At 61.3% G+C, this 15,307-nt stretch carries 16 protein-coding genes and 1 tRNA gene; 10 read left to right on the top strand and 7 right to left on the bottom strand.

Going from position 1 to position 15,307, the window contains the following annotated elements:
* Positions 1–16: 16 nt before the first annotated feature.
* Positions 17–93: transfer RNA gene (locus FHS98_RS18300), tRNA-Met, on the top strand.
* Here FHS98_RS18300 and FHS98_RS19180 read toward each other — a convergent pair.
* From FHS98_RS19180 to FHS98_RS18330, 5 genes are all read right to left on the bottom strand, one after another.
* On the bottom strand, positions 50–1,765 hold the full coding sequence (locus tag FHS98_RS19180; protein WP_425057366.1) for a recombinase family protein: 1,716 nt from the start codon (positions 1,763–1,765) through the stop codon (positions 50–52). The two genes, FHS98_RS18300 and FHS98_RS19180, sit on opposite strands and share 44 nt — an antisense overlap.
* A gap of 237 nt (positions 1,766–2,002) precedes the next feature.
* Positions 2,003–3,382, bottom strand: a complete 1,380-nt coding sequence (locus FHS98_RS18315; RefSeq protein WP_167108814.1) for a hypothetical protein — start codon at positions 3,380–3,382, stop codon at positions 2,003–2,005.
* Between the two features lie 47 nt (positions 3,383–3,429).
* Complete coding sequence (locus tag FHS98_RS18320; RefSeq protein ID WP_167108817.1) at positions 3,430–3,717, bottom strand: hypothetical protein; 288 nt, start codon at positions 3,715–3,717, stop codon at positions 3,430–3,432.
* 117 nt (positions 3,718–3,834) lie between these two features.
* Positions 3,835–4,755, bottom strand: coding sequence for a hypothetical protein (locus FHS98_RS18325; RefSeq protein ID WP_167108819.1), 921 nt, complete (start codon positions 4,753–4,755; stop codon positions 3,835–3,837).
* A complete protein-coding gene (locus tag FHS98_RS18330; protein ID WP_167108822.1) occupies positions 4,755–5,153 on the bottom strand; it encodes a hypothetical protein in 399 nt (132 codons plus the stop codon). The genes FHS98_RS18325 and FHS98_RS18330 overlap by 1 nt, the downstream gene beginning before the upstream one ends.
* A gap of 364 nt (positions 5,154–5,517) precedes the next feature.
* Here FHS98_RS18330 and FHS98_RS18335 point away from each other — a divergent pair, with 364 nt between their 5' ends.
* From FHS98_RS18335 to FHS98_RS18370, 8 genes are all read left to right on the top strand, one after another.
* The gene (locus FHS98_RS18335; RefSeq protein ID WP_167108825.1) at positions 5,518–5,820 is read left to right on the top strand and encodes a hypothetical protein; all 303 of its coding nucleotides are present in this window, start codon (positions 5,518–5,520) and stop codon (positions 5,818–5,820) included.
* 89 nt (positions 5,821–5,909) lie between these two features.
* The gene (locus FHS98_RS18340; RefSeq protein ID WP_167108828.1) at positions 5,910–7,562 is read left to right on the top strand and encodes a relaxase/mobilization nuclease domain-containing protein; all 1,653 of its coding nucleotides are present in this window, start codon (positions 5,910–5,912) and stop codon (positions 7,560–7,562) included.
* A gap of 100 nt (positions 7,563–7,662) precedes the next feature.
* Positions 7,663–8,178, top strand: coding sequence for a hypothetical protein (locus FHS98_RS18345; RefSeq protein WP_208402381.1), 516 nt, complete (start codon positions 7,663–7,665; stop codon positions 8,176–8,178).
* Between the two features lies 1 nt (position 8,179).
* Positions 8,180–8,839, top strand: a complete 660-nt coding sequence (locus tag FHS98_RS18350; RefSeq protein WP_167108834.1) for a hypothetical protein — start codon at positions 8,180–8,182, stop codon at positions 8,837–8,839.
* A gap of 2 nt (positions 8,840–8,841) precedes the next feature.
* Positions 8,842–9,333, top strand: a complete 492-nt coding sequence (locus FHS98_RS18355; RefSeq protein WP_167108837.1) for a hypothetical protein — start codon at positions 8,842–8,844, stop codon at positions 9,331–9,333.
* 145 nt (positions 9,334–9,478) lie between these two features.
* Positions 9,479–10,474, top strand: coding sequence for an AAA family ATPase (locus tag FHS98_RS18360; RefSeq protein ID WP_167108840.1), 996 nt, complete (start codon positions 9,479–9,481; stop codon positions 10,472–10,474).
* A 721-nt stretch (positions 10,475–11,195) separates the two neighbouring features.
* Positions 11,196–11,489: a hypothetical protein gene (locus tag FHS98_RS18365; protein ID WP_167108811.1), complete on the top strand. Its 294-nt coding sequence runs from the start codon at positions 11,196–11,198 to the stop codon at positions 11,487–11,489.
* Positions 11,490–12,650: 1,161 nt separating this feature from the next.
* Positions 12,651–12,899, top strand: coding sequence for a hypothetical protein (locus tag FHS98_RS18370; RefSeq protein WP_167108843.1), 249 nt, complete (start codon positions 12,651–12,653; stop codon positions 12,897–12,899).
* Positions 12,900–13,058: 159 nt separating this feature from the next.
* Here the strand turns inward: FHS98_RS18370 and FHS98_RS19185 are convergent, their stop codons facing one another.
* Positions 13,059–13,625, bottom strand: a complete 567-nt coding sequence (locus FHS98_RS19185) for a zinc-finger domain-containing protein (protein ID WP_208402382.1) — start codon at positions 13,623–13,625, stop codon at positions 13,059–13,061.
* A 277-nt stretch (positions 13,626–13,902) separates the two neighbouring features.
* Complete coding sequence (locus FHS98_RS18380) at positions 13,903–14,166, bottom strand: hypothetical protein (RefSeq protein ID WP_167108846.1); 264 nt, start codon at positions 14,164–14,166, stop codon at positions 13,903–13,905.
* A 174-nt stretch (positions 14,167–14,340) separates the two neighbouring features.
* Here FHS98_RS18380 and FHS98_RS18385 point away from each other — a divergent pair, with 174 nt between their 5' ends.
* Positions 14,341–15,114, top strand: coding sequence for a Crp/Fnr family transcriptional regulator (locus tag FHS98_RS18385; protein WP_167108849.1), 774 nt, complete (start codon positions 14,341–14,343; stop codon positions 15,112–15,114).
* The last annotated feature ends 193 nt before the right edge of the window (positions 15,115–15,307 follow it).

Here is a 15,307-nt window from a genome sequence, read left to right on the forward strand (position 1 = left end):
ACGGCAACCATGGTGACGCGGGGTGGAGCAGCCCGGTAGCTCGTCAGGCTCATAACCTGAAGGTCACAGGTTCAAATCCTGTCCCCGCAACCAACGGTGTAACAACTCCCCCAGACCCCACGGTCCGGGGGAGTTTCCGTTTGTCCCCCGCAGATCCCGCCGCCGACGCAAACTCCAGCATCTCGAACAGGTCACCGTGCAACTGGATGGGACGTCGCTTGCCACCGCGAGCATCGCCTGGCTGGATGACAACCCGCTCGATCAGCGCGCGAACGGCTTCCTTGGCGGCTTGGCCGTCTGTTGACGCCAGATGCTGTTCGAGTTCTGCCACTGCCCGACGGTAGATGGGCTCATAGTTGGATGGCAGCTGCACCACGGTTTGCTCCGGGACTTCGGTCAGGGCGCCGACAAGATCGAACTCCTGGCTTTCGAGTTCCTTCAGACGCTCGACCAATGTCCGTGGGGCATCCTCATCTTCCTCGAGCCTGCGTGCCAAGCGGGCAATCCTACTCCGGACTTCGTCGAGTTGGGCTTGCAGGCCGGCACGTTCGCTGCCCGATGCAATGCGATCCGCGTCGAGCTCCTGCTGAAGAGCCGTCGCAAACCGCTCGATGACCGCTGGGGTCAACAAACGATCTCGAACGCCAGAGAGCACGCGATCCTCGAGTTCGGTGATGCGGATCGAGGCATTGGTGCACGCCTGACGCATCGCAGCCTTGCAGCGCCACCGTCCTCCGGTGCCTACGAAAACTCCGCCGCAGCATCCGCATGTCACGAGGCCGGACAAGAGATGCGCAGGCCGCTTCGCGCCTGAAAGCGGATTTGCGGTGAGCTTGAATTTCGCATCTCGTGCCGCACGCGCCTCGGTCTGGCGCCGTTTGACGCACAGCCAGAGATCCTGATCGATGATCCGAAGGTCCGGCTCGTCGCGAATGATCCAATCGCACTCGGGGTTGAGGCGAGGCCGGCGACGAAACCCCCGCGTCTCGTTCGGGACCTCGATCCAGGTGCGGCGATTGAAAATCCGGCGGCCGATATATGTTTCGTTGTTGAGGATGCCTTCGCCTAATTCCGCGCTTCCCGATAACGTGGATGGGTTCCACACGCCGGCATTATATTTGCCTCGTTCCCGAGCACGCGGGGTGGGCACACCTTCCTCGTTCAACAGATTGCAGATCTGTTTGAGGCTTGAGCCGTCGCCATAAAGTTCGAATATCCGCCGAACGAGAGCAGCTTCGCCCTCGACGACGATAAGGCGATCGGACGAAGGATCTTGTGGGTCAATAGCGCGCGCATAGCCTAGCGTCTTGCCGCCGGTCGCGCCGCCGCGCTTGGCCTTGCCGGCGAGGCCGCGCCTCGTCGTGTAGGCGATGCGCATCCGTTGTTGCTCGCCGATCATGCCTTTGACACTCAAGACAAGATGGTCGATGACCCCCGCGGCGACCGTGTGCAGCGTGACTCGATGCAGCCGGAGCAGCTTGCTCATATATTGGAGATGCTCCTGATCGCGGCTCAGGCGATCGACATCCTCAATAATGACCGCATCGACATCGCCTCTCCGGATCATATCCAACATATGTTTGAGACCGGGGCGCTCCATGGTTCCGCCGGTGACGCCGTCGTCTGCGTACCAAGAAACGAAGTTCAGCCCGTTACGCTCGGCATAGGTGCGCGCGAACATTTCCTGGTCGGCGACCGACGACGTCCGATTGTCGGGATCGTCGAAGCTCTTGCGGCCATAGCCGAGGGCCCGGACGACGGACATCAGAATGCCCTCACTTGCGTTCGGGAGAAGCGTCCACCTGTGGTGCAGATATCGATCGGGCTGCACGGCGCGCGAGAAGGAGCAACAGGGCTCGATCCATCGTCTCCAGTTCCGACGTGAGGCTTGCCGAGCCGCTGGAGCGAGGATGCGAACAGTGGGCGTCGGCGCGGTGCATGCGCCACCCAATGGCTCAATGTGGCCGCCCCGCTGGGGTAAGCTGAAATGCGCGTGTCCATATCAGTTCATGAACCAGACCGTAGGATCAATGCCGATCGCGTCCTGCGCACGTCGGGCGATTTCTGGATCGCGGAGTTTTAACAAGGCAGCATCGAGCGGCATGCGGCTGCAGCCTCGGTCCTTGTCCAGGTCCCGCACAAGGCCGCCACCAACATGTCCGACCATTGGCGCATTCTTGTCCGGCCGCGTCTCGGCGCGCAGGATCGTTGTCGCGTAGGCGGCCGATTTCCGTGGCGGAGCCGTTTCAGTGCACGGCGGCAGGGGGCGACCTTCCATAATCGCGGAGACGCAGGCATCGATCCTGTTGAGGGCTTTGAGCAGTTGAAGCGCGACATAGGCCGACGCTTCGGACGAACTCAGACCGATCCGGAATTCAGCAAAGTCCTGGTGGGCCAATCCAGCACTCTTCATGTCGCCTTGGGTGAGGCGCGCCGCTTTCCGACAGCTGCGCGCGACATGGCGGGCTGCGCGCATGGTGTCATAGGAGCCGCGCCGGTCGAGCGCCGCTTTGACAATATGTGCAATCCTGATCACGCGCCGCCCGCTCTCATCGCCGGGGAGGATCGCGTCGGCTTGCAGATGAGTATGGAGGTCCTCTTCCTCGACCGCCGCGTAGCGCCCCGTGGAGGCATTGCGAACGAAGCGCTGAAGCACTTGTGCCGGGCTTGCGATGGTCGACAACACGGAGTGACCGACCAGTTTCCAGTCGTGAAAACCCGCAAAGCGGTCTCCATGCGGAGCGAGCGAATGGGTCCGCAGAATGTCCACCAGATCATGGGCCGCTCGGATCGCCAGGCATCGTGCATGATGGCGGACGCTCTTGACCAACTCGTCCAAAGGATGGGCAGGAAATCCGCCATCCTTTGCGATTTGCAGAACCAGCCCCAGATCGTTCTGCATAAATCGCTCATAGGCATCGTCGTGGGCACAACGTGACCGCTGGCGAAGCCGGTCCAGGGCATGGGCATGGGTATAGGCAAAGGTGCCCGCCAGATGTGTCTCGATCGTCTCCAGCACAAGGTCGTTAGCGGACGGGGACAAGAGATGTTCAACGATGGCAATATGGCCTACTCCGTCGCGCGGGCGCGGCGGCGGGTTGTTGTTCGCTTCGAAATATTCTCTGTGGATCCGTCTCCGGATCGCCGCGATGTGTCCGGCCAGACGGTTGGGCTTGGCACCGTGAAACGCTTCGATGAAGTTGACTGCTATCGCCGCGATGCGCGGATCGCTGAGGTTGCCCTGCGTAATGTTGAGGGCAGCAGCTGAGGCTGCCTGCGCCGCTGAAAGTCCGGTTCGCCGATCGCCGGGTGTCGAATGACGGTGCATCTGTGGTGGAAAAGTTGGCGTGGCGTAGGACCATCCAAAATTGAAATGCTGCATGTCGGCTTCCGATGATGGCAGACTGCGGGTTTCGCGCTGGCCTCGTGTTATCTGCGGCCCGGCAACCACTCCTGCTTATTGGTGGCGGAAAGCGTTGTCCACTGTTTGTTCTGCCATGCGCAGCCGGGCTGCGCCTTGAGCCACGCTCGAATGGCTTTGCCGCACCATTTGTGTTTTTCGCCACGTCCGAGCCCGGTGATTGGCGCGGGAAACTCGCCCGCCTCGATCATACGGCGCGATGTCCATCGCGATCCGCCGATCAGCCAGAGCACCTCGGCCATGTAGACACGCCCCAGCGCGTCCGACTTTATTTTGAGTTCTTTCCTGTCCGTCATTGTCCACTCCTTGTCGTGGACGAGCGGGCTATCGCGGGCAGGCGCCGAAGCGGGGGTAAGCTCAAATGCAAACGGCCGCCCCCATCGGAGGCGGCCGTGTGTCGGAGAGGCTGTGGCCTATTTGATCGCCGCAAAGTAGGCCACTTCCGCGTCGATCAGCCCAAGCGCTGCTTCGCTGATTGACGTGATGTCGCTGCGGTCGGTCCCCGCCGCCTGCCAGAGAGACTTTTTTGCCGATACGATCCCCATGTTGGCTTTCAGTGCCTCATCGGTCACTTGGGAGAGCTGATAGACGGCCCGCTGCAGCGTACCCGGAGCCTCGGCGGCATAGGCAGTGACCTCGTCAATCGCCTGCGGCTCGAAGAGGTCCTGCACGGCAGGTTCCCGCATGAAGCGGGCAACCGCCCGGGCGTGGGCTGCAATCGCCATCGCATAATGTTCCGGCGGGGATCGCAGGATATTGAGGAGCGGAGCGACCTCGAGCATGGGCGCCTGCACGAATCCGGGCGCGATGTGCGGGAACGTTGCGGTTGGCATCCCGAGGGTGGCAAGCGATCGCGGGAAAGCCGATGAACCATCCTGATCGTTCTGGACAAGACGGACCTTTCCGTAATCGCCAAATGCATCGCGCATGGCGCGGACGACGCGATCGGCGCCGGGGGCATTGGTGGACGCGATGGCCAAGGGCGTGACGCTGCCCCCCGCCTCGACGACCCGCACGACGAATTCGCCTAGGAACGCGTTGATCGGGGCGCCGCTGGCGATCAGATTGGCGCCGCAGTCGATCGTCACCACATCGGCATCGGCGAGATGGGTGGTCATCCAGGGCATGACCGAATCCGCGCTGGTCGTCCAGGAGAGCGCCAGCGCACTGCCCTTGCCGCAGCGGCTGATATAACCGCTGACGCCATCGTCAGCGTTCACCGCGACGACTGTGCTGCCGCCCGCACGCAAACCGGTGACCAGAGCTTCCTGGATGGTGGTCTTGCCGCAACCCCCTTTCTCGCTCTGCGTCAGAATGAGTCGGATCGGGCGCATCACTCGTCTCCTTCCAGGCGAATCGGATCGACCGCTCGCGCGAAAGGATTGCGGCGTGCGGGCACAGGCTCGGTCTGCGGGAGGCTCTCTTCTTCTGCAGGACGAAGGGCGACGACGGAAGTCACACGCTTCGGCGTAGCCTTCGCCAGCATCTTTCCGCGCTCGGCGGTGACGCGTGCGAAAGCCCGGCCGACCGTGCCGGCCGAAACCGGATCGAGCGGGCGCAGATCGCGGCCGATCTCCGCCCAGGTCTTGCCGCCGCGGCGGCCTTTCTGGCACACCGCCATGATCTCATCATAGTGCCGGCGCACGAGTGCGGTAGCGCTCACCCTGCCGCTGGGGCGCACGGGCGGGGCGTGCAGTCGCTCCGCGATCTGAGTATTCTCTTTGTCGTCCATGTCGAACCTCCTTTGGCTACGACATGACCAAGACACAGCGGGCATGGGTCGGACAGGGGGCGCGGCACGGGTTGCATCGACCTCTTCCCGGCTGCACCCATTTGCACCCAGGCGAGTAGGGTCAGTCCCTCTGTGACCCCCCGAAGTCGAGCCGTACCGGTAGGACGATCAGTCCTCTCCGGGAGTTCGTTCCGATGTGCGCACATTCTGTCTGTGTCCGTCCGGTGACCGACCACCGTCCGTCCGATGGCTGGCCGACGTATGTCGGCGGGGGAGGAAAAAGAAGTGAGCAGGATGGGACATGTAAACATGTCCGGGTCGTGGCTCGGCGCAGGAGCTTCTCGCCACGTTGGGGAGGGGGGCAATGAAGCGCGCGCTTTCGAAGAAGCCGGCCGCCACGCGAACGCTCGCGGTGCGTTTGCCATCATCCTTTGCGGACCAGATCGAAAGTCGAGCAGCGGCTCGGCATGTCAGCGTAAGCACTTTCATCGCCGACACGCTGCGCGACAGAACCCGACCGGACTATCCGGCGCTTGCAGCGCTCAGCGAGATCATCGTCCTCGCACATGCGCTGCGCCTCCAGCCGGATAATGAGACGGTGCTCCGCGAACTGCAGGGTATGGTCGATGCGCTCTGCCAAGCCGTGCGCGACGAGCTTGGCGCGTGATTGCAAAGAGAATTCGGCGCGGCGTCCGGCGGCAGCGGGGGAATGTCCTGCAACTGGCCAGAACGGTACGCGCCCTGTCGGCCTATGTCGTGGACGCGGACCCCGAGCGGCAGATGAAGCTCGCGCATGTGCGAAGGATGTCCGACTATCTGCTGGCCGCGCATGACCTCCATCCGGTTGGGGAGCATGGCTTGTTGGAAGAGAAAGTCGCGCTCACCGGTACGCGTAATTTGTTCGGTCACAGCCTCGAGCAGTGGCAGGATGAGATGCTCGCGGTTGCCGCACGCTGCTCGCGGCTGAAGAACCCCATCGAGCATTATGTGTTGAGCTGGCCGGCAGGGGAAGTCCCGACCGCTCAGCAGGCCAGGGAGGCGGTTAACATCCTGGTCGATGTGCTGGGCGCAGCGCACTGCCAGACGCTTTGGTCGGTCCACCAGAACACCGATCATCGCCATGTCCATGTTATGCTGGTGCGTGTCGCCCCCGCAACTGGAAGGGCGGTCGAGCTCGGCGACGGCTGGGACATCGATCGTCTCCATCAGGCGGTTGCTATCATTGAAGCCGTACAAGGATGGAGTGTCGAGCCCGACGCCTTGTACGGGGCCAGCGGCGGGGCCGTTTTCGATCGGAAGACTGGTGCCATGGTCCGAGATCGGGCTGGGCAACAGTGCCGGCGATCCCGTCAGAAGACGACCGACCCCGACTTTGATCCACTGCTTCTGCGCGATATCCAAACCGCTCGCGATGAGGCCGACGGATGGTCGGATTTTCACGCGAGACTGGCGGCGAGCGGAGTGCGCTATCGGCGTGCGGGTTCCGGTGCACGCATTCTGATCCACAGCCTGGAGCTCAAGGCCAGCGCGGTCGATTCCGAGCTTTCGCTGGCAAGATTGGAGCACCGGTTTGGACCTTTCCAGCCCCACCGCGATAGGGGCGGAGGCAGCTACGAAGAGTATCGGCGTGCCGCAACCGCCGAGCTCACCAAGATTCGGGCTACAAATGAAGAAGCACGCTCCCGACTCAAGGAAGCGCTCGAAGCCGCCTTGTCGTCGGTAGGCCACGGGCCGCAGGCACCGGCTCTGCGCGCCGCGATCCGCGCGGAATATCGCGCGGCCGTCTCGGCTGTGGACGCCAGCTTCGGCACGGCGAAGGTGCTATTTGCTCAAAATCGCTTGTCACATGCTGATTGGATCGCGGGTGGTCGGCCCGTTGCTCCGGCTGCCGTCCCTCTGCCTATTGTCATCTTGCCGGCAAATCCTGCCGGGTCTGAGCATCGTTCGCCTCCGGTCGCAGGTTTCAGCGCGGCCCATGACGGCTGGCGGACCGTCTATCGAGTTGCTTCCGGTGATCGTGCCTTCACCGATCACTATGTCGTGCTGATCATTCATCGTGTCGATTTTGCGTCGGTCGAAGCGGCGCTGCTGTTGGCGGCCGCGCGATGGGAGAGCGTCCGCGTGACGGGTTCACACGAATTCCTCCGGTTGAGCGCAGAGGTTGCCGCCCTGCATGCTCTCCATATCGTCAATGATCAGGGGCGACCGCTGCACCGCGTTCAGCCACGCAAGGACAAGAAGGCGATCGTGGAAAGGAGCTGGGAAGTGACGGAGCCAATGCGATCACGTGCCGATCTCCCGGCGACGCCACTGAACCCGCCACCAGAGCGGGCGGCCCCGCAAAACGCGGATGAACACGTGCTCGACGAGCTTCTGCTCCAGTGGAGCCAAAGGGGAAGAGAGAGGTAGAGGAAGGCGGGAGGTAAGTCAGTTCCGTAAAATGAAAAAGGGACTGGCCTGAACCGATCTGATGCGGGTCGGGGATTTCCTCCTGACAAGGCTTTCCAAGTTGAACACGCATAGCGCCGTTGATTGCGCGATCACGTCCGCGCGTCTCATCCAGTTGCCGCTTGAAGCGACCAATGCCATCCCTGAACCTCTGACAAGCTCTGGCAGTATGCCGATCTGTTCGGTGCAGCTACCCGACTTGGGGCTTGTCCTGTCGGCCAGCGCCGACGATGATACAGCACGATTTCGCGACGCGATGCGAGCGACGGCGACCGCACTTGGGAGCAGCGTCCTCGTGATCGCCCACGGCAAGTGGCCCGAGACGCTGAATCCGGTCCATGCCACAGCCCTGATCGAGCTGAGCAGTGGGCCACTGCTGCTCGATAATCTGCTCTTCTATCGTGATCGTGAAAACGGGCTGTGGTTCATCCCGGCAAACGGCCGAGGCCTCTGGCTCGCCCTTGGGCACAATGGTCTGTGCCTTTCCATGACAGCACCCTATGTCGATCGGGAGGAGCGATCGACCGGCCTCTGCCGGGCTGCGGCCGAAATCGTTCGCATGCAGGGACGCTACTGAGATGGCGCGCTCTATCGCGTCGTCAAAAATCGCCGCCGTCTCGTTGCAAGCGAAGCCAGCGGAGAGCGATCCGCTGAGTTGGCTGTATCTGAACCCGGCAGTCGAGGGGTTTGAGGCGGTCCCGGGATATACGTTTGGCGTGTTGCGCCGGACATTTCGCGGCCGCACGAACAGCGCAGCCGAATTCTGTCGGCGGAAAGCACAGCCGATCCCGCCTGCTGGCGGCGCCACGAGCGCCCTTTGGGCGGTCACAGCGGAGAAGATCGAAGTCCTGCTTCCCGCAGGCGCTGATGATCGTTTCCTGGAGCCGCGATTGCTCACTGAGGAGATCGACGCACGGTCCGTCGAGAGTGAGCAGGCCTTGCTCACCTATGTCACGGTCAGTTTCCCCAATGTCCGTCGGGTCCACGAAGCCTGGGAGACGGCGCGCGCATTCGCCCGATCGAGCTTCGTCCAGCGGCGTACGCTGCCCGTGATCCTCGTGCTGCATGTGCCGGCACGTGCGGGCTCGGACCGTGACGTGCACTGCCATCTGCTGATCTCGCCGCGGCAACTCGATGGCATCGGCCTGCGCGGTTTCGAGCGGTCCTTTTGCCATGATGAGGGACAAGCGATCATCCATGCCGAGTGGCTCGCCCACGTTTGGGGCTGGGAGGCATGACCATGGACCAGATCGAACGGGTGGCCCGTATCACCGCAACCAAGGGGCGGGCCGAAGTTGCGAAACTGCGCGCCATCATCGAGCGGGCCCAGGCCATGCTTGACGAGCCGGCCTTCGTGGCGAGCACAGTGCCGAACCAGGCTTGGCGTCGCGCCGCTTATGACTGGGACACGCCGGAATTGTTTGCTGTCGGACAGGACAGGCATCTCTATCGGGCCAGTGTCGCGGACTTTGCGACGGGGCAGGGGCTGACCCAGATTTTCCATGCCGGCTATGCGCGATCCGAGCACGAATTCCGCCGGATCATGGCGCGAGATCTCCCCGGTTGGCTGGTAAATGGCGCCGTTGTCGAGCGCAGCGGGAAGGAGCGGATCGCCGGCGAAGATCTCTTTCTATCGCCTGCGCTTCGGCAGCTTCTCACACCGTCGGATAGCGAGGAGGAGGGCTTTGCAGCTCTTTCATTCCACGCACGCCTGCACACGAACTCGTCATGACCCGCCTCAGCCTTCTCGCCACACACACTTGAGCGGTTTGCATGGCCGCTGGGTTTAGCGCCCGTCGGCGTTCGATCGCAGCAGTCATGCCGCGCATTTCCAGGGCTGCTCCGCGGGGCGGCCCTTCTGTTTTCTTGGAGTATCCATGGATTTCGACCCTTTGTCGCTCGCTCGTCCGGGCAGGTTGCCGCGCATCACCAAACGGATCCCAACGACCGTTTCGGTGACCATTTGCCCGTCGGGGCGATCCGGTCGTGGGGCGAAACCTCGCGCCAATGGCGACCCAGCAATCGACGCGAGATGGGAGAAGCTCTTCGAACCTGTCGAACTGGGTGGCCGACGCTCGATGCGCGTGTCGCCGGCCGATCACTTTCCGCGCCTCGACGAACTTGTTGGGGCCGCTCCCTGGGCCGAACAGCTTGTACACGACGTTGAACGCCAGCTACGCACGCAACTGGCCCTCGGCCGCCCCTGGGTGGCGATAGAGCCCGTGCTCCTCGTCGGGCCGCCGGGCGTGGGGAAGACCTGGTTTGCCCGCAAGCTGGGGGCTGCGTTGGGCATCGCTACGCTGGTGGCTGAGCTCTCCACCATGTCCGACGACCGAATGCTGAGCGGCACAGCCAGCGGATATCAAAGCGCGCAGCCTGGCTGGCCGCTTGTCGCGATCGCCGGCACGGGCATCGCCAATCCGCTGCTGGTGCTCGATGAGATCGACAAGGCTGGCGGCTCGAACGCCAATGGTCGACCGCACCAGACTTTGCTTTCGATGCTGGAGCCAGCTTCCGCAAAGTCCTGGTATGATCAGTGCCTGCTCATGGCGTGCGACATATCCCACGTGAACTGGATGGCCTGTGCAAACATCATGGACACCATCCCCGCGCCCCTGCTTTCGCGCTTCTGGATCGTGGAGGTGCCCCATCCAAGGCCGGCTGACTTCGACGCAATCCTCGTCTCGCTCATCCGTGACATCGCCGCGAACTGGGAGGTGCCGCCGGGCATTCTTCCTGAACTCCCGTCGGCTGCACTTCAGTTGCTGCGTCGAGGGTTCATGGACAAGCCATCGGTTCGTGACCTTGCTCGGAACGTCAGAGCCGTGCTCGGAGCGCTGCTCGCAGACGGCCACGGTCTCGGTCGGCAGTGAGATAAGGGGAGGTTGGTTTTGGGTTCGTGATCTATTCTGATGCCCGATCAGGGGCATTCGCCACGTGTCAGATCGGTGGAAGCTGTCTTCGCAATATGGCGGCTCCTCTCGGTCGTACATGTACCCGTCAATATACGCGAATGTCCGAGTTGGGGACTTAGCCGTCGTTGTCTATTGGCTTGATAAATGTCGGCTTTTTTTAGAATCGGACGTTTCGCGCCTCGACCCGCACAACCTCATCTGACGAGCAAACTGGCCGTTAGATGCCGGACAGGTTAGGGAGTGCAATCGCAGAAAGCAGCTCTCCTAGGCGGTCGTAAGAATAGACCGTTTTCGGCAGCAACAGGCGCCTGTCAAACGGCCGGTCGTGATGTTGCGGCTGTAACGCAAGACCGGATACATCCGATCTGGGAGCGAGGCGCCTGTTGATGGTGACGCCGAAGTGCTGCGTGCTTTCGCCCCGGCGGCTGCGACAATGCGAAAGCGCGCGCGACCAACCGTCCCGATGTATTTCATACGATCGCACAGGGAGCAGGCCAAGTGGCCGGCGCGCTCGCCTATCCGCCTTTGTTTCCGCCAAGCGGATTTTTCTACCATCGTTCGTAATAAAGCAACGACATTGAACATAATCTCATGCTATGAGAGTTTATCACGAAAAATACTTCCAGCATCCTCGCGACGGCGGGATACATAAAACCGCGCCAATGAAACGGGGCTCATCATGGACATCAACGAACTTCTACATCGCGAGCAGGTGTCGCTCATCAATGCGGTAAATGCCATGTGCGAGCCATCGCGCCATGCGCACAGGAATCTGGCGTATCTCTACGGCGAGAGGCTGGCTTATGTAGGCTTCCCCCATCGCCATTTCGACTGCCTGCCGCCCGATGGGCGGGTGCAGCACTCCCCGCACCCCGCGGTCGACGCGAGCAACCTTCGCGTAGCCATGGCCACTCAACGAGAGGGGCATGCGGATTTTGGCATGGAAACGTCCATCCCGGGGGCATCGCTATGACGTCGCCCGTCACACAGAACGCTTTGGGTGCGACCGAAACTGATCTGATGACGAGATACGGGATCACCCGCGTTCCCACAGATTGGTTCCTGTACAAATCTTACCGCTACACCAATCTTGCGGACGCCATCGCTCAGGCGAAACGGGATGGGCTGCCCGCCTAGGGGGCATATAGGCGCCAATCGAAGGCGCATACGCCAATTCAAAGGAGCATGACATGGCAAGGAGCCCGCGCAGAGGCAGCAACGAACTCCGAAAACCTAGAAAGGCCGCACCACCCAAGCCCAATGCCTCAAACCCCTCCGCCAAGGGGGGCATAGATAAGGCCGTCGGCGACTGACCAGGAGGTCGCCGACCAAATTTGCCTCAAGAAAGGAGCACCTCCGATGGAGCTGTCCTCTATGATGTGCCGCGCTCAGGAGGCCCTCCATCGTGATCGCGCCACGAACGCCGCTCTCGAGAATGTCCGGAGTGTTGCGATTAAGGCCTCTGCCGCCTGGGGTAATGAAGCACTGGCGGCAGAGCGGCGGGAGACTAGGCGAAATCGCATGCCAGCGCCTGTCGCACCGCAGGAGCCCCATTCCGTCAACGAAGAGGTTCGGCAATACAGCGAGAACCCGGACCGCGGCTTCGCCGACGCCTGAAATGCCATGAACCGCTCATCATCCGGCACCGGACGAGCTACAGCTATCATCAACCCGTGACGCTCGCCCCCCGAGGCATTTGGGAAGATGAGTGTGACTGTCAAGGCAAACACGGCAATCGGAGCGACCTGTGAATCGCACAACTCTCAAATAAATATCGCCTTCCATCGCAACATGTGCCATGATGAAACATCACCCGATTTCCGCCGCAAGCATCCCGTGACTGAGAGACCAACGCGCTCCCGCTTGCTGCTCGGGAGTGGACTCCGATGGATGTCACCTATTTCGAAAAGCGTCTGGCTGTTTCAATAGCCCTTATGAATGCCGCTACAGAACCCGGCGCCCGCAGCGCGCACAGGGGAATGGCTGACGGCTATCGCGCGCTTGTTCGGCGAGAAAGTCCGAAGGGGGTGCGCCGGAGTGCCCCTGAACAGACATTGTCGACACATGGCTACGACATCAGGGATGCTCTCGACGGCTGGGTCAACGATGGGGGCTCATGCCGGGAGTCGTGGTCATGACCCTGCGCACAATCAAGTCCTCCATCGCCTTCGCGGCTCCCTTCAAACTGGAAGGGCTGGAAGACGAACAGCCCGCCGGCCGCTACGATGTCGAAACCGATGAGGAGATCATCGAAGGCAACGGACAAACGATTTATCGGCGTGTGGCGACACTGCTGATCTTGCGCAGCCATGGCCTGACAAGGACCGTGACGGTCACCCCGGCTGAACTGGAAGCCGCGCTCGCCAGAGATACGGGGGGATGATGCCCGGTGATCAGGCTCGACGGCTGCTCAATCGCCACCCCATCTCGGGCAATTTGACCATCTCGCGGCCACATATCTTGCAATGACTCACGAAGCGCCCACCATCCCAATGACTGGCCATGAGATCGACCACATGCCAGCCCAGCAAATTATGAAAGGTCACGATCCCGTCCCCCCTGCGAGACTCTGCTTTTCGGGAGACACCATTTCATAGAGACAGCCGGCGGGCGCGCTCTCATCCGGGCATAGGCTGCCGTCAAAAATGTAGCGCGTCGAGCAATAGGGACATTGGATATCCTGCCCTGCTTCCATCTGGAGAAAGATGTGCGGATGATCGTCCGGCGGGGATACGCCAATACAATGGAATGAACTTGCTCCTATTGTGATGGCGCGTGCCCCTGCATCGTTCCGATAGCATGGAAGCCCCGCCCTGCCGGCTTCTGACGGGTGATCCCCGGCGGCAGGCTGATCGAACGAGAAGCCGCCGCCTTGACCCTGCCACTGATCGAGGGCGCGTTCCAGTTCGCCTAACCTGACGGGGCTCCGCCTGAGCATGTTTTCCAGGGCATGAGACATCCTGGCCCAAATCGCCCGGCCATTCCGATGTTCGAACTGTCTGCCGGCACCAGCAGGCTCGTTGCCCGCCCAGACCGCATTGGCACCGTTAATCCGCAGTGGGGCCGCACAATCGATATTTCCTCGCGGGGTATAGTTATTCGTGAGCATTCCAAGTACTCCCGTACGGCAAGCGGGAGCGCGGATGTCTCTCTGTCACGAGATGCTTGCATTTCAATTCGGGTGATATCGCAGCATAGCACATGGATATAGATTTCCGGCATTAATTCGTTTGAAAAAGCCAGAACAACAACGTTGTGATCTTATCCCATCGATCCGCCTATCCTGGCAGGCTGAGGCACGTCGTTGCCGCCCCCCGACAGCCGTTACCAAGGAGGCGCGGCTCGTTCCGCCCCAAGCCTTTGGCATGGAGGCCGGAATGAGTGCTCTACTTATCATCGATCTTCAGGCTGCTTGAGATGGCCTGCAAAAACCGAACGGATGGTGATGTCGTCGGATCGACCCCTCGATCGTGACCGACCTCAATCTGCACGTCGATCGCGATCTGCACGATGTCGAGCGCCTCGGTCAGGGAGAGGCTCGAGCGCGCCAGGAGGGCATGAATCAAGCTTTCGACAAGGGTAAGGGCTGCCTCACCGTATGCGTCGGCGGCTTTGCAGCAATCCGCATCGCTTTTGCAGCCACCCGACATCACGGCGTTCCTATTGTCAGGCGGAAGCATCGCTCCCAGCCGCCGACGCCTGTGCTGCCTATCGACGATACAGGAGACTTAGTGCCTGCACGACGAAAATCCAGCTCGAACTTAACTTTCGATAATATCAATGGGCAATATCTTATGTGGGATTGATTTCGTAAACCTGCAGCTATGGCGAACCGGTTTGTCCAGAAGCTTCAGGGCTATGCCGATTTGACGGCCACAGAGATCCTTGCCCTGGAGCAGGCAACAATCCATCCCCGCAAGCTAGCCGCGAAACACGACCTGATCCGGGAGGGTGACAGGCCCGGTCCGGTCTTTGTGATGCTCGAAGGGTGGGCTTTCCGCTATAAAATCCTTCCGAGCGGCACTCGGCAGATTATGGCCTTCCTCATGCCGGGGGATTGTTGCGATCTTCATATCGGATTGCTGGCGGAAATGGATCACAGCATCCAGACGGTTTCATCCGCTCGCGTAGCGATGATTCCACGCGCCGAGATGGACCGCCTCATGAGCGAGCATGGCGGGATTGCGCGTGCCATGTATATCGCCCAACTCGCTGACGAGGGGACCTTACGCGCGTGGATCGTGAGCATGGGGCGGCGAAGCAGCTTGGAGCGGGTCGCCCACCTCATGTGTGAACTCTATGTTCGCGGGCATGCGATCAGCTTGGAGAGCGGCAATGCGTTCGCCCTGCCGCTCTCTCAGATCATGCTTGCTGATGCGCTCGGGATGACACCTGTGCACATAAATCGGATATTGAAGCAGCTTCGCCTAACAGGAGCGATGCAGTTGCGTCGCGGGAGCGTCAATATCCTCGCCCCCGCCAAACTCGCACAGATCGCTGGTTTCGACGAAAATTACCTTCATCGACGCATGCGCAGGCCAAGCTCGCGGACAGGGATATCATCTGGCCCTGAAAGCTCTGGGCTGAAAGATCTTTAGCGCCTTCAAAAACCAGCCACGCGAAGACGAAGCCGGTTGAAAATGCGCTTTCAACCGCCGCTCCAGTTCACCCCATGTCTTTTGCGTGTAGCTGCCGGGTGAGGTGGTGCCGGTTTTCTGGACAGGGTGTTAAGCTACTCCCGACCTGATGGATTGGTACGGGAATGAAGACGACGAGGAAGCGCTACAGCGC

This window comes from Sphingomonas oligoaromativorans, from assembly GCF_011762195.1.
Taxonomy (GTDB): domain Bacteria; phylum Pseudomonadota; class Alphaproteobacteria; order Sphingomonadales; family Sphingomonadaceae; genus Solisphingomonas; species Solisphingomonas oligoaromativorans.